Source organism: Yersinia rochesterensis (assembly GCF_003600645.1).
Classification (GTDB): domain Bacteria; phylum Pseudomonadota; class Gammaproteobacteria; order Enterobacterales; family Enterobacteriaceae; genus Yersinia; species Yersinia rochesterensis.
Map to the genome: position 1 here is coordinate 2,544,911 of NZ_CP032482.1, position 13,765 is coordinate 2,558,675.

Here is a 13,765-nt window from a genome sequence, read left to right on the forward strand (position 1 = left end):
TGTCACAACAAAGTGGTCATTTTCACTTAGGGAGTATTGCCCCCTTAACTAAATAGATAGAGCATCAACCTATCACTGTCCGCTATTTACAACCATGTCCACTCCAGTGATACACTTGTCTCATATCATGCTAACTGAACAATTAATGCCATGCACACTTTCTTGATTATCATCCCTAATGGGGGAATGCTGTTTGAAGCAATAGGGGTCACCGATATTCTTATGCATGCTAATCGCCTGCGAACAACGGATACTCCTAACCCACCCTATCAGGTCACTGTTGCAACAACACAACCGCATCGCGTGGTAAACGGCATTTCAGGTCTAAACTTGCTTGCTGACCAGCGGCTTTCCGACCTGGATCCGACACTTTCCCGCAACACAATAATGGTCACTGGCAAAGGGCTGACAGAGGATGAAAGTAGCAATGTTGTCAGTTGGCTTAAGCTGGCAGAGCCACATGCCGAACGAATAGTTTCGATCTGTGGGGGCGCACTTCTACTGGCCAAGGCCGGTTTACTGGATGGGCGGCATGCCACTACACACTGGCGGTTGCTTGATACCCTGCAAACCCAATACCCACGGATAATGGTGGAACGCGGTCCTTTGTATGTTCAAGATGGCATGGTCTGGACATCTGGGGGGGTCAGTTCAGGTTTTGATCTGACTCTCGCTTTGGTCGAAGACGACCAAGGATTTAATATCGCCAGAGAGATTGCGCAAGACCTCGTGATGTTTCTGCGCCGTCCTGGCGGACAAATACAGTTTAGTCGGTATTTACTGAATCAAGCCAATGATGGGGTGATCCGTGATCTTCAAGCATGGTTGCCTAATAATCTCACCCATAATTTGTCCGTCGAAAATCTGGCAGAACGAGCTGCCATGAGTCCGCGTAACTTTACTCGAGTATTCACTCGGGAGACCGGTCTTACACCAGCAAAGTATATTGAAGAAGTCAGGTTAAATGCTGCCAGACAGCACCTTGAACAGACAACCAACAGTATTGAGCAAATTGCGGTGGTCACTGGGTTTGGTCGCGGTCTAAATCTACGCAGAGTTTTTGAACGCAACTTACAGCTGACGCCAACAGAATATCGTGAACATTTCCATTCTCGCAAAATGGCATAAATTGATCTTTTGTTGTCATTTACGCCCCCCTTTTCTGAGAGCTATTATTAATTCAATTCAGTCAATAAAGGGGTTTTTATCATGGTTAAAGTGGGTATTAACGGATTCGGCAGAATTGGTCGAAATGTCCTTCGTGCAGCATTGGGACGTCATGATTTTCAGGTGGTCGCCATTAATGACCTCACTGATAGCAAAACTCTCGCTCATCTCCTTAAATATGATTCACTCTCCGGTACGTTAAATGTTGATATTAAAGCGAGTGAAAACCAAATTTTGGTTGATGGACATGCAATTCGCGTCTTTTCAGAAAGAGACCCAGCTGCAATTCCGTGGAGTAGCGTCGGTGTTGATATTGTCATAGAAGCCACCGGATTCTTTACTGAAAAGGCCAAAGCAGAAGTCCATATCACCCAAGGTGGAGCAAAGCGTGTCATCATTTCCGCTCCAGCTAAAAACGACGACATGACCATTGTGATGGGTGTCAATGATGACAAATATGATGCAGCCAAGCACAAAGTCGTCAGTAACGGTAGCTGCACCACTAACAGTCTTGCTCCTGCGGCACAAGTTTTACATCAGGTATTTGGCATTGAACATGGGCTTATGAATACCACCCATGCATATACCAACAGCCAAGCACTCCATGACCAACCAGAAAAAGACTTACGAGGAGCACGTGCAGCAGCTGTTTCTATTGTTCCTTACTCCAGCGGTGCTGCTAAAGCAATCGGCAAGGTTATTCCTGAACTTGAAGGTAAAATGACCGGCTATTCCCTGCGCGTTCCTGTGCCAGTGGTCTCTATAGTCGATTTAACCGTAAACCTTAAACGTGAAGCGACAGTTGAAGAAATTAATGCTGCATTTCGTCAAGCTAGTGAATCTGGGCCGTTAAAGGGTATTCTGGGCTACAGCGAAGAACCTCTGGTATCAAGTGATTATCGCGGCGATCCGCGGTCATCTATTATTGATGGCCTTTCAACACTGGTCATTGGTGGCAAACTGGTCAAAATCTTGGCTTGGTATGATAACGAATGGGGATTTTCGAATCGCCTCATTGACCTTGCTTTGTTAATGGAAAAACGCGGTTTATAACCCCTTCTTGGCTATATTATCCGGGAGCATAACAAGCTCCCGGAATAGGCCAGACTCATTTTGCACTGTAACGTCTGGAACAGTTAACAACATCGACGATGGCGGCTTAATCAACTCTTCCGCCCAAAATTTTCGTGCAACTGCTTGATATTTTGAGCAAAGACTTTAACCGACTTTCACCTATCTATGACTTTCTGATGAAAATAGAAAGCTTAAAAAAGAGTCATTTAATTTTAAATGATTTTTGATTCAGCCATCATTATCGCTTTTTAGCTTTTCTAGCTCTGCATCTGCGGGGATTTTTATTCCTAATTAATATTACTCAGATTGATATGTCGGGCAACTGTAACAAATAATTATTGTGATATTCATAATTAACAAATATTGCAAATCAAACCACCAAAAAACATCACATCGTGTAACCTTTAAATAAAAATCATACATATTTAATTTCAATTACAGGCAAATATAAAAGCAAACAAACACTCATTTAAAAAACTCACCAATTGAACATTAAGCAACTCAACAAAAATAACATAACTAACTGTTTTATATGATATATATTTACAATTTAGCTATTTTAAATACCAAATTAATATTAAGGTTAAATAATGAATTAAGTAAAATTCATATTTTTCATAAATAGTGAAACGCACTAAATATGAGCAATGAGACGAATAAAAGCACCTTTATAGGGAATTGATGTTTTATATTAAGAATGCCATAAAGTTTTCTCTGCGACTGCCGATGACTCTCAGTAATTATTGTATTCCATTGTTATATCTCCTAAATAATTCGAGTTACAGGAAGGCGGCAATTGAGTAAATCCCGATGAGCTTATTCAAGTAAGTCATTCGGGTGAGCGAGAACAGCCAACGCACATGTAACGCTGAAGTATGACGGTATAAATGAACTCCCCCATTTACTGAGGTTATTATGCGAGTGAACAAACCTGTCAGCCGGCAGGAGTATCCTATTGATCGCGATACCACCTTGCAGTCTACCACTGATATTCAAGGTAATATCACCTATGCCAATGCTGCCTTTGTGCAGGCCAGTGGCTTTGAATATCAGAACTTGCTGGGTCAACCTCACAATGTGGTGCGGCACCCGGATATGCCCCCCGCGGCCTTTGCTGATATGTGGCGGACTTTGAATGCGGGTTTATCTTGGTCATCATTGGTCAAGAATCGTCGTCAAAATGGTGACTATTACTGGGTACGCGCCAATGCCACCCCGCTGCTCCATAAAGACCGTTTGACCGGCTATATTTCAGTGCGAATTGCGCCAACCCGCGAAGAAGTTAAACAAGCGGAAGCACTGTATGCCGATTTTAACTCTGGCAAAGCTAAGCAACGCCGCATTGCATTGTATCGCGGGCTAATTGTCCGCACTGGCGTGTTATCTTTCCTTTCATTGTTTCAAACTCTGCCCCTGCGTTGGCGTTTGCGCGGTGCATTATTGACTGCCGCACTGCTACCGACTTTGGCGGCGATGGGGATAGGAGTGACCGGCTTGCCCTTGCTGGAGCTAGGAATAACCACCCTTTTCAGTAGCTTGATCACCTCATTTTGGTTGGAACGCCAGGTCGCCCGCCCAATTGCCGCGATTTTGCAGCAAGCACAAGATGTCTCCTCAGGACAAGCCGGTGATTATGTGCAACTGAACCGTGTTGATGAAATTGGCTATTTAATGCGTAGCGTCAATCAGTTGGGATTGAACCTCCGCTCTCTGACAGACGACGTCAGTGGCCAGGTTGATGGTATTAATACTGCCAGCAGTGAAATTGCGGCAGGGAATCGTGAGTTAAAAGTTAGGACCGAACAAGCTACCGCCAATCTACAACATATTGTCAGTGCGACTGAACAACTCGTCGCAACCGTCCAAAACAGCGCCAATAGTGCCAATGAGACGACATCATTAGCTGCTATGAGCAGCCATGCGGCGGAACGTGGTAGTGAGTTAATGCACCAGGTGATTAATACCATGGGCACGATTAATGATTCCAGCCATCGTATTGTCGATATTATCAGTGTGATTGAAGGCATTGCTTTCCAAACCAATATTTTGGCACTCAATGCGGCGGTTGAAGCGGCAAGAGCCGGTGAACAAGGCCGTGGCTTCGCCGTGGTTGCCAGTGAAGTTCGCCATTTAGCCCAACGCTCCTCCACTGCGGCAAAAGAAATTAAGCACCTCATTGAAACTAGTGTAGAGCGGGTTCGCGATGGGAGTAAATTAGTCCAAAACGCCGGGGCTACCATGGATAATATTGTGCAACAGGCCGGTCAGGTTTCTACTTTAATCCGTGAAATTAGCACCTCAACCCATGAACAGACACAAGCTCTTGGCCAAATTAGCCAGTCGATTGGTCAATTAGACCAAATGACGCATCAAAATTCCGCCATGGTGGAACAATATGCCGGTGCGGCAGAAGAGCTCGCTCATCGTACCTTGCGCCTAACTGCGGCTGCCCGTATTTATCGCCCGGTAAAATAAGGGCCTTATCCATAATATCCCTTTGAAACAGCACGAATAAATTGAACAATTGAGTACCACCAGCACATTATCTGTTATGGATGCTATGACAAAGTATTCATCTGTCATAGCAATAAACAGAAACCCCGCTATAGTGGGCGGGTGGTTATTCAATTATTAAATAAGGAGTTTTATGTCATCACTTAATCAAACATCTGTTCGCGCCCAGCAAGGTAGCACTGATGCAAACTTACCTGGTGAAGATCATTTGATCGCCCATGAAGCTTTGCTTATCGCATTAATGGTTGAATGTGCTAACGAGTCAGACAATGATCAATTTTTGTTCAGTGTTCGAGAAACACTTAATCAGATTTTAAGTTCTTCCCGTTATCTTGATGCGAGCAAGATAGCCAACGGTCTGATTGATGAGGCTGATGATAAAGCCAACTGTTAGCCTCTAGCCCTCACTCATGAGGGCTTTTTATTGATAGAACCAGCCAATACCGCCGCTCCTATTAATCAATAATGACAGGTAGCCATCATCAACCAATCAAAGCGGTAATATAATCTATCGAGGAAAGTAATGGTTTCGCTGAAAGAAGTGGCAAATCTGGCGTCAGTTTCATTAATGACGGTTTCTCGGGCAATCAATGCCCCAGAACAATTGCGACCAGAAACTTATCAGCGAGTCATGCAAACCATTGAAACTCTCGATTATGTACCTGATTTCTTTGCCCGAAAAATGCGGGGCAACACCACCAAAACCTCGACTCTCGCCGTGCTTGCGCGCGATACCGCCACCACTCCGTTTTCGGTCGAGATATTACTGTCCATTGAGTTGACGGCACGCGAATTTGGCTGGAATAGCTTTCTGGTCAATCTAACTTCACACGAAGACAGCGAACGCGCGGTCAACCAACTGCTGGCCCAGCGCCCCGATGGCATTATTTTTGCCTCAATGAGGCTACAACAGGTCACTGTCCCTGAATGTCTTCGGGATAAGAATATTGTGCTAGCTAATTGTGTCAGCGAGAATAATACAATCCCCAGCTACATTCCTGATGACTTTGATGGTCAATATCAGGCGCTGAAATTGCTGCTGCGCCGAGGTTATCAGCGGCCATTGTGTCTCTATCTTCCTGAGAGTTCGCTGGCGGGAAAAGCTCGGCGCGCGGGCGTGGAAAAAGCATGGCGAGAATCTACCTTACCACTGGAGCAGTTACGTCAGCACCACTTGGCGTGGGGAGATGAGCATTATCAGGATGTTATTTCTCTCTTAGAGCGCAACTGCCCTAACGGGAAACCTGATTTTGATGTGCTTATTTGTGGTAATGACCGCATCGCTTTCCTGGCCTACCAAGTGCTTTTAGCGAAAGGTATTACCATCCCACAGCAAGTTGCGGTAGTGGGGTATGACAATATGGCCGGTATCGGAGAGCTATTTCTACCGCCACTGACTACGGTGCAACAGCCTCATTATGATATTGGTCGGGAAGCTGCTCTTCATTTAATTGAAAGGCGGGAATCACGATTAATACACCGATTGCCTTGCCCATTACTGGAGCGAGCATCCACTTAATGCCAACGCAGCTCTGTTATGCCCATAACAGAAAAGTCGTTTTGGTTTCGGCTCTTTTTCATCCTCTATATTGATACAATATCTCGTGTATTTCGTGATGTTAATCACCAATGTTAACGTTAACAATTCAATTTCGTGACGAAGATCACTTAACATTCGTTAACCCTGCCCATGCGTTTAATATGGTTTTACGTTATTGTTATGCAACAGTGCGCAGTTGACATAATGAGTCAATGTGACAAGTTTATTGGCTCAAATAATATAAGGAGAAAAAGTGCTACTTGATAAAATCCTACTGGTTGTCATTATGATTTTATTCTCACTTTTTGCCTGGTTGTTTTTTTCGCCCTATCATATGTATTCAACGGCTTATGAGTTGTTTGAGTTGTTTGGTTTTCAAGAGGGATACAACAACTTAAACTTTAGCTCGCCGCAGGAAGTATCAAACTAAATGGATAAAAAACAGGTGCCACTGTGGGCACCTGCTCTCTAGATTTAACACACTCTTTATTCCGAGTTTTATTCTGTTTGCTCTATTTCTTCGCGTTCTTTAGGCGGCAGTGCTGAATAACTGGCCACAATCGCCGTAAGGATGATAAATAAGTGCCCTTCTGAAGAGTCGAGTAAGAAGGAATTAAATAGGTGACAAGCCAAATAAGCACAGAGCAAAGCCACCAACACATTTCTAATGTGTGTTGGTAAACGCCAGGCAGAACGGAAATAACACCACATCCACCCGAGGAATAAAGCTAAACCGACGATTCCGGATTGCACAGTTTGCATTAAATATTCATTATGCGGATTTATGCTATATTCGCTTTGTGAAAGACTGAGCCAAAAGCCCCCAGCGCCATGCCCTAAAACAGGCGCTGACTCTATCAACCTTACAGATTCAAGTATGAATGACGTGCGCATTCCCATCGAACTGTCGCAAGATTTTTTATCCTCCTCGTGGGTGGCCGACAAGCAGGTTTGAACCTCGGTGACACCTTGCTGTAGCCGTTCAACTGCACGGTTTGGCACCACAAGCACGATCGCTGCGATGATAAATGCGCCCACCAGCATCCCCAAACGCTGACGGGTTGATAATGACAGCAGCGCCCACACCCCAAAAGCAGCCACCAAGGCAACATAGCCGGTTCTGCCCTGCACCATAAACACAATGTTATAGACCGCCAGACACACCAGTAGCGCATAGCCCCAGCGCTTAAGCCCATGGCTGCGGAATGCTAAAGAAAGCCATATCACCGCAGCTAATGCCATAAAGAAGTTATGTGTGATTTGTAACTTAAATACTGTCGGATTTAAGGGGTCAATATGACCCAACGGCATATGAAGGACACCGACCCAGAGACTGGCGGCCAGGATCACGGCATTGGCCAATAAAAAACCTTTGGCAAAATAGCGGGAAAGTGAGCGAGAAAGAATAAAAAACATCGCTAATGGCAAGATATACAACAGCTTGGAATATTTTCCGACCATCACTTTACCGTACAAATTGTGCTGCCATAGCAAAGATACTGCCAGCAGCAAAAACATAATTGCCGGTAACCAAATCAGCGGGTTTTTGACTAAAACTTTCACATAACGTGTATCGCGGCTCAGCAGTAAACAGATTAAAGCCAATACCATCGACAAGTTCATTATAAAATTAGAAGTGGGTACACCAATACCTAATAAAAATGCAGTTACACAAGATAACATGCCAACATAGCGATGCGCTGGCGGTGAACTGGGCAAGGTAGCAGGAGAAATCATAAGTCACTCACTTCAGATTAATAACCAAGAGAAGCCGCGTGACACACTGGTACCCAGTATCGCAGCCCTAATCTATGACATAGCCAATCAGTATACACTGACTGGCTATGAGAAATATTTTAGATAAATGCCGTTATGCCGCGAGTGAACGGAACAGGTAACGGAACCACCATAATGGCCGCCACCAGCCCTTACGTTCGGGGACTGTTGGTGGGCGTGAATGCACTTTTTTGATTTCCCAATTAAAGTTAAGGAATATTCGGCTATGACCATATTCCGCACCAAAGAGAGCAATTTCATTCTTCTTGCGATCATCAATAGGCGCATTGTGCGTCAAATCACGATCCAGAGAATGGTAGCTTTTCTTCCTATCAACATTACGCTCAATACAGCGATATTGCTTCGGCAGATAGCGAGGTGTGGTGCCATGATCTTTATGGAACTTCACAAAACGATAATCTTCTGAACCATAATGGCCGGCAAACTCTTCGTCATAGCCATAAAGTCTGAAGAATCTAGCTCTGGACATGAAGAATAAATTGGGATGACCGCGGTAGGCTTTGCCGGTTTTTTCATCTGTACGGTAGATGCGATACAGTGAGCGCCCAGGATTACGCGCATTAATCAGATAACGCAGGGTATCTTCTGGTAGCAAACAGTCTAAATCAGTAATGATGATTTTATCGGATTTAGCGTAAGTCACACCCAAATTACGGGAACCCGCTTGGTTCCACGGGATATCAGTGGTTATTCTTAACCACGTGAAATTCAAATCATAATCTTTTACTTCATACTCTAAGGGAGAGCAATCATCGACAATGACAAACTCTACCGCATCCTTAATATCGTCAGGGTAAGATTCATATTCCTTCAACAAAGACTCAACGGAATCCATATTTCCCTGATTACAGTAAAAATGGGTTACATAAGTCAGTTTGATGTGCTGCTTATCTAACGGATGCCGTGCTTTAACGATTTCTACATCCTTCGTCACAATATAAACCTCTGTTTTAAGAGAGAAAATAAAAAAAATTTATAATTTCTTAAGTTCTGGTGATTAAATGAAATACATATGCTAGATAACTTTGCCGTAAAGGATAAAGAGTTAACCTGACCAGTCAAATATTTTCTTCATATTATTATGGCGGGTCACAGCTCACTCATTGATTTATCCACAAAGTTGCAGAATTAGCTGAATTTACTGCAGCAGAGTTTGTGAGGTAATTGAGGGGGAACAAAAACTCACGGAAGCGGACGCCCCCGTGAGATATAGCTTAACTTGCTGAATTACATGTGTTGAATAATGGCATCGCCAAATTCACTACATTTCAGTAACTTAGCGCCTTCCATCAGACGCTCGAAATCATAAGTCACGGTTTTGGCCTGAATTGCGCCCTCGGTGCCTTTGATAATCAAATCAGCAGCTTCGAACCAACCCATGTGACGCAGCATCATTTCTGCGGACAGAATGATAGAACCTGGGTTCACCTTATCCTGACCCGCATACTTTGGTGCCGTGCCGTGGGTTGCTTCAAACAAGGCGCATTCATCACCAATGTTAGCGCCAGGAGCAATACCGATACCGCCGACTTGTGCAGCCAAGGCATCAGAAATGTAATCGCCGTTCAGGTTCATACAGGCGATGACATCATATTCCGCTGGGCGCAGCAAAATTTGTTGTAGGAAAGCATCGGCAATAACATCTTTAATAATGATGTCTTTACCGTTGTTTGGATTCTTAATTTTAACCCATGGGCCACCATCGATCAGCTCACCACCAAATTCCTCACGCGCTAACTGGTAACCCCAGTCTTTAAATGCGCCTTCGGTGAATTTCATAATGTTGCCTTTATGAACCAGAGTGACTGATTCACGATCGTTGGTAATCGCGTACTCAATGGCAGCACGAACCAAGCGCTTAGTCCCTTCTTCTGAACAAGGTTTCACACCAATACCACATTGTTCAGGGAAACGGATTTTCTTCACACCCATCTCTTCACGCAGGAACTTAATCACTTTTTCAGCTTCTGGTGAACCCGCTTTCCATTCGATACCCGCATAGATGTCTTCAGCGTTTTCGCGGAAAATCACCATATTGGTCAATTCAGGATGTTTTACCGGGCTTGGTGTCCCCTCGTAATAACGCACTGGGCGCAGACACACATACAAGTCGAGTTGTTGGCGCAAAGCAACGTTCAGAGAACGAATGCCGCCGCCCACTGGCGTGGTTAATGGACCTTTAATAGCAACGCGATATTCGCGAATCAGATCCAATGTTTCTTCTGGCAGCCAAACATCTTTGCCATAAACATGAGTTGATTTCTCACCGGTATAGATTTCCATCCAGGAGATTTTACGCTCACCTTTATAGGCTTTCTTAACCGCAGCATCTACAACGTTGATCATGGCTGGGGTCACATCGACGCCAATACCATCACCTTCAATAAATGGAATGATCGGATTATGCGGAACAACCAGTTTACCCTGAGCATCGACAGTAATTTTATTACCTTCTGCCGGAACCACTACTTTGCTTTCCATCAACCTCTCCTTCAGCGCAATTTTGTTAATGCCTTGTAAGATTCGTGTCAATACTACTTGAATATTCGTTCCACGCCAATCCGAAACAGATTGAGGTATAATGCGCTAATCATTCGGAATCGCAATAATCATGAATAAATTCTCTGTTAAAAATCACAAAGTTAACCGATTCAGCACCAAGACACTGGCGAAACAAGTCAAGCCTATTGCCCCACATCGCGTACTGTTATTCAACAAGCCTTTTGATGTGTTACCGCAATTTACTGATGAGTCTGGGCGCTCAACTTTGAAGGAATTTATCCCTTTTGGTGATGTTTATGCGGCGGGCCGACTCGATCGTGATAGCGAAGGTTTGCTGGTCTTAACCAATGATGGCAAATTGCAAGCCAGGCTCACCCAGCCCGCCCAGAAAACCGGTAAAGTTTATTTTGTACAAGTCGAGGGGGTGCCGGGCGATGGTGCGCTCAATCAGCTAAGGGCCGGGATAACCTTAAAAGACGGCCCCACTTTACCCGCAGGTGCCGAATTAGTCAGCGAACCCGAGTGGTTATGGCCGCGTAATCCGCCGATTCGAGAGCGCAAAGCCATTCCCACTAGCTGGCTAAAAATAACCCTCTTTGAGGGTCGCAACCGGCAAGTTCGCAGAATGACCGCCCATATTGGCTTCCCTACCCTGCGTCTGATACGTTTTAGTATGGGAAATTTAAGCTTAGGCGACCTACAGCCCGGCGAATGGAAGGAGATAAACTATGTTTAAGCCTCATGTTACTGTGGCTTGTGTCGTGCATGCTAACGGGAAATTTTTAGTTGTTGAGGAAACTATCAACGGCAAAAAGTTATGGAATCAACCGGCGGGTCATTTAGAGGCCGATGAAACCCTGGTGCAGGCCGCAGAAAGGGAACTGTGGGAAGAAACCGGCATTCGGGCCAACCCGCAATCTTTTTTGCGTATGCATCAGTGGATTGCGCCGGATAAAACCCCGTTCCTCCGTTTTGCTTTTGTGATTGAGCTGAAAGAGCCCGTAGCCACAGCGCCGCAAGATGACGATATCGACTGCTGCCACTGGCTCACTGCGGATGAAATACTGCAATCAGATAATTTACGCTCGCCACTGGTTGCTGAGAGTATCCGGTGTTACCAACAGCCCGAGCGCTATTCGCTTGATCTGGTTGGCTCATTTAACTGGCCACTATAAACAGCAGATTTGATTTACTCAGCTAATTTTGTTCAGGCTGAGGATCAACTATGCTGTGAAGCAAACAACCATGCAGTGAAGCAAACAACGTGATAAAATCCGGCGCTTGTTTTTATAATGCCTCACCCGCGCTGAGCAATGAGTCGGATAATATCATCCGCCACCGCCATCGCAGGGGCTTTAGGTATTTACGTTAGTGAGACTCCCATGTCAGATAACAGCCAGAAAAAAGTAATCGTCGGTATGTCCGGCGGTGTCGATTCTTCCGTTTCCGCCTACCTGCTTCAGCAGCAGGGCTACCAAGTTGCCGGCTTGTTCATGAAGAACTGGGAAGAGGATGATGGCGAAGAATATTGCTCTGCAGCGACCGACCTGGCCGATGCTCAAGCAGTATGCGACAAACTGGGCATGGAGTTGCACACCGTCAATTTTGCCGCAGAATATTGGGATAACGTGTTCGAATTGTTCCTTGAGGAATACAAAGCCGGGCGTACCCCCAACCCCGATATTCTGTGTAATAAAGAAATCAAATTTAAAGCCTTCCTGGAATTCGCCGCCGAAGACTTGGGCGCGGACTATATTGCTACCGGTCATTATGTCCGTCGTCAGGATGTTGAGGGTAAAAGCCGTTTGCTACGTGGCCTTGATGGCAATAAAGACCAAAGCTATTTCCTCTACACCTTAAGTCACGAACAGCTTGCTCAGAGCCTGTTCCCCGTTGGGGAATTAGAAAAACCTGAAGTTCGCCGCATTGCTGAACAACTTGACCTGGTCACCGCCAAGAAAAAAGACTCTACCGGCATCTGCTTTATCGGTGAGCGCAAATTCCGTGATTTCCTCGGCCGCTACCTGCCCGCTCAACCCGGCCCAATCATGACCGTAGATGGCCAACATGTGGGTGAACATCAGGGTTTGATGTATCACACGCTGGGCCAACGCAAAGGTTTAGGTATTGGCGGTACCAAAGAAGGTGGCGATGACCCATGGTATGTTGTGGATAAAGATGTTGCCAATAACATCCTGTTGGTAGCACAGGGGCACGAACATCCGCGTTTAATGTCTGTCGGTCTGATTGCTCAACAGTTGCATTGGGTGGATAGAGAACCGGTCACCGCCGCTTTCCGCTGTGTGGTGAAAACCCGTTATCGTCAACAGGACATTCCTTGCACCGTTACACCTTTGGATGACGAGCGTGTTGAGGTTCGGTTTGATGAACCCGTGGCGGCAGTAACACCCGGTCAGTCGGCTGTTTTCTATCAAGGCGAAGTTTGCCTCGGTGGCGGTATTATTGAAGAGCGTTACCCGCTGATTGGTTCAGCCGCAAACTAATTCAACCCATACGTGAACCAGAATGTTTACAGGAGTAACCGTGGCGAAAAACTATTATGATATTACGTTGGCATTGGCAGGAATCTGCCAGTCAGCTCGCTTGGTTCAACAATTGGCTCATGAAGGCCAATGCGATAATGATGCATTGAGCACCATGCTGGGTGGGTTGTTGCAAACCAATCCACCGTCAACTTTGGCGGTATATGGCGGTAATGAGCAATCCCTAAAAATGGGGTTGGAAACACTGCAAAGTGTGTTAAACGCCAACCGACAGGGGCCGGCAGCTGAGCTGACTCGCTATACCCTGAGCCTCATGGTGCTTGAAAGAAAACTCAATGCCAATAAATCGGCCATGAATACCTTAGGTGACCGTATCAGTCAGCTTGATCGCCAACTGGCGCATTTCGATCTCGAATCTGAAACCATGATGAGTTCGCTGGCGGCTATTTATACCGATGTTATCAGCCCTCTCGGCCCACGCATTCAAGTTATTGGCTCTCCGGCTATTTTACAAAGCACATTGGTGCAGGCAAAAATTCGTGCCACCCTGCTGGCGGGGATCCGCTCAGCCGTGCTTTGGCAACAAGTCGGCGGAAGCCGCTTGCAGTTAATGTTCTCGCGAAATCGTCTGTTTAAGCAGGCGCAGAGTATTCTTGCTCATAATTGA

General features: G+C 45.5%; 12 protein-coding genes. 9 read left to right on the forward strand and 3 right to left on the reverse strand.

What is annotated here, in order from left to right; genetic code table 11:
- Positions 1–150: 150 nt before the first annotated feature.
- The 5 genes from DXZ79_RS11990 to DXZ79_RS12010 all read left to right on the forward strand — a co-directional run bounded on the left by DXZ79_RS11990 (position 151) and on the right by DXZ79_RS12010 (position 6,274).
- A complete protein-coding gene (locus tag DXZ79_RS11990) occupies positions 151–1,128 on the forward strand; it encodes a GlxA family transcriptional regulator (protein ID WP_038632346.1) in 978 nt (325 codons plus the stop codon).
- A gap of 81 nt (positions 1,129–1,209) precedes the next feature.
- The gene (gap, locus tag DXZ79_RS11995) at positions 1,210–2,220 is read left to right on the forward strand and encodes a type I glyceraldehyde-3-phosphate dehydrogenase (RefSeq protein WP_120011291.1); all 1,011 of its coding nucleotides are present in this window, start codon (positions 1,210–1,212) and stop codon (positions 2,218–2,220) included.
- A gap of 936 nt (positions 2,221–3,156) precedes the next feature.
- Positions 3,157–4,716 carry a methyl-accepting chemotaxis protein gene (locus tag DXZ79_RS12000; protein WP_120011292.1) on the forward strand — a complete coding sequence of 520 codons (1,560 nt, stop codon included), beginning with the start codon at positions 3,157–3,159 and terminating at the stop codon, positions 4,714–4,716.
- A 172-nt stretch (positions 4,717–4,888) separates the two neighbouring features.
- Positions 4,889–5,149, forward strand: a complete 261-nt coding sequence (locus tag DXZ79_RS12005; RefSeq protein ID WP_038632340.1) for a hypothetical protein — start codon at positions 4,889–4,891, stop codon at positions 5,147–5,149.
- Between the two features lie 129 nt (positions 5,150–5,278).
- On the forward strand, positions 5,279–6,274 hold the full coding sequence (locus DXZ79_RS12010; RefSeq protein ID WP_038632338.1) for a LacI family DNA-binding transcriptional regulator: 996 nt from the start codon (positions 5,279–5,281) through the stop codon (positions 6,272–6,274).
- A 519-nt stretch (positions 6,275–6,793) separates the two neighbouring features.
- On the opposite strand, the gene DXZ79_RS12015 is transcribed toward DXZ79_RS12010, so the two are convergent.
- The 3 genes from DXZ79_RS12015 to icd form a co-directional block, all read right to left on the reverse strand.
- On the reverse strand, positions 6,794–8,014 hold the full coding sequence (locus DXZ79_RS12015; protein ID WP_120011631.1) for an O-antigen ligase family protein: 1,221 nt from the start codon (positions 8,012–8,014) through the stop codon (positions 6,794–6,796).
- Between the two features lie 151 nt (positions 8,015–8,165).
- Entirely contained in the window at positions 8,166–9,026 is an 861-nt protein-coding gene (locus tag DXZ79_RS12020; RefSeq protein ID WP_038632334.1) for a glycosyltransferase, read from the reverse strand.
- A 293-nt stretch (positions 9,027–9,319) separates the two neighbouring features.
- Positions 9,320–10,573, reverse strand: coding sequence for an NADP-dependent isocitrate dehydrogenase (gene icd / locus DXZ79_RS12025; RefSeq protein WP_050291258.1), 1,254 nt, complete (start codon positions 10,571–10,573; stop codon positions 9,320–9,322).
- A 130-nt stretch (positions 10,574–10,703) separates the two neighbouring features.
- Here icd and rluE point away from each other — a divergent pair, with 130 nt between their 5' ends.
- The 4 genes from rluE (at position 10,704) to hflD (ending at position 13,765) form a co-directional block, all read left to right on the forward strand.
- A complete protein-coding gene (rluE, locus tag DXZ79_RS12030) occupies positions 10,704–11,330 on the forward strand; it encodes a 23S rRNA pseudouridine(2457) synthase RluE (protein WP_038632330.1) in 627 nt (208 codons plus the stop codon).
- A complete protein-coding gene (locus tag DXZ79_RS12035) occupies positions 11,323–11,769 on the forward strand; it encodes an NUDIX hydrolase (protein WP_038632328.1) in 447 nt (148 codons plus the stop codon). Before rluE ends, DXZ79_RS12035 begins: the two co-directional genes overlap by 8 nt.
- A gap of 207 nt (positions 11,770–11,976) precedes the next feature.
- Entirely contained in the window at positions 11,977–13,098 is a 1,122-nt protein-coding gene (gene mnmA / locus DXZ79_RS12040) for a tRNA 2-thiouridine(34) synthase MnmA (protein WP_038632327.1), read from the forward strand.
- A 40-nt stretch (positions 13,099–13,138) separates the two neighbouring features.
- Positions 13,139–13,765 (forward strand): high frequency lysogenization protein HflD, encoded by a 627-nt coding sequence (hflD, locus tag DXZ79_RS12045; protein WP_038632325.1) that lies wholly within the window; start codon positions 13,139–13,141, stop codon positions 13,763–13,765.

Coding starts and splice junctions, on each gene's coding strand:
- DXZ79_RS11990 (WP_038632346.1), top strand. CDS start 151: ATGCACACTTTCTTGATTATCATCCCTAATGGGGGAATGCTGTTTGAA.
- gap (WP_120011291.1), top strand. CDS start 1,210: ATGGTTAAAGTGGGTATTAACGGATTCGGCAGAATTGGTCGAAATGTC.
- DXZ79_RS12000 (WP_120011292.1), top strand. CDS start 3,157: ATGCGAGTGAACAAACCTGTCAGCCGGCAGGAGTATCCTATTGATCGC.
- DXZ79_RS12005 (WP_038632340.1), top strand. CDS start 4,889: ATGTCATCACTTAATCAAACATCTGTTCGCGCCCAGCAAGGTAGCACT.
- DXZ79_RS12010 (WP_038632338.1), top strand. CDS start 5,279: ATGGTTTCGCTGAAAGAAGTGGCAAATCTGGCGTCAGTTTCATTAATG.
- icd (WP_050291258.1), bottom strand. CDS start 10,573: ATGGAAAGCAAAGTAGTGGTTCCGGCAGAAGGTAATAAAATTACTGTC.
- rluE (WP_038632330.1), top strand. CDS start 10,704: ATGAATAAATTCTCTGTTAAAAATCACAAAGTTAACCGATTCAGCACC.
- DXZ79_RS12035 (WP_038632328.1), top strand. CDS start 11,323: ATGTTTAAGCCTCATGTTACTGTGGCTTGTGTCGTGCATGCTAACGGG.
- mnmA (WP_038632327.1), top strand. CDS start 11,977: ATGTCAGATAACAGCCAGAAAAAAGTAATCGTCGGTATGTCCGGCGGT.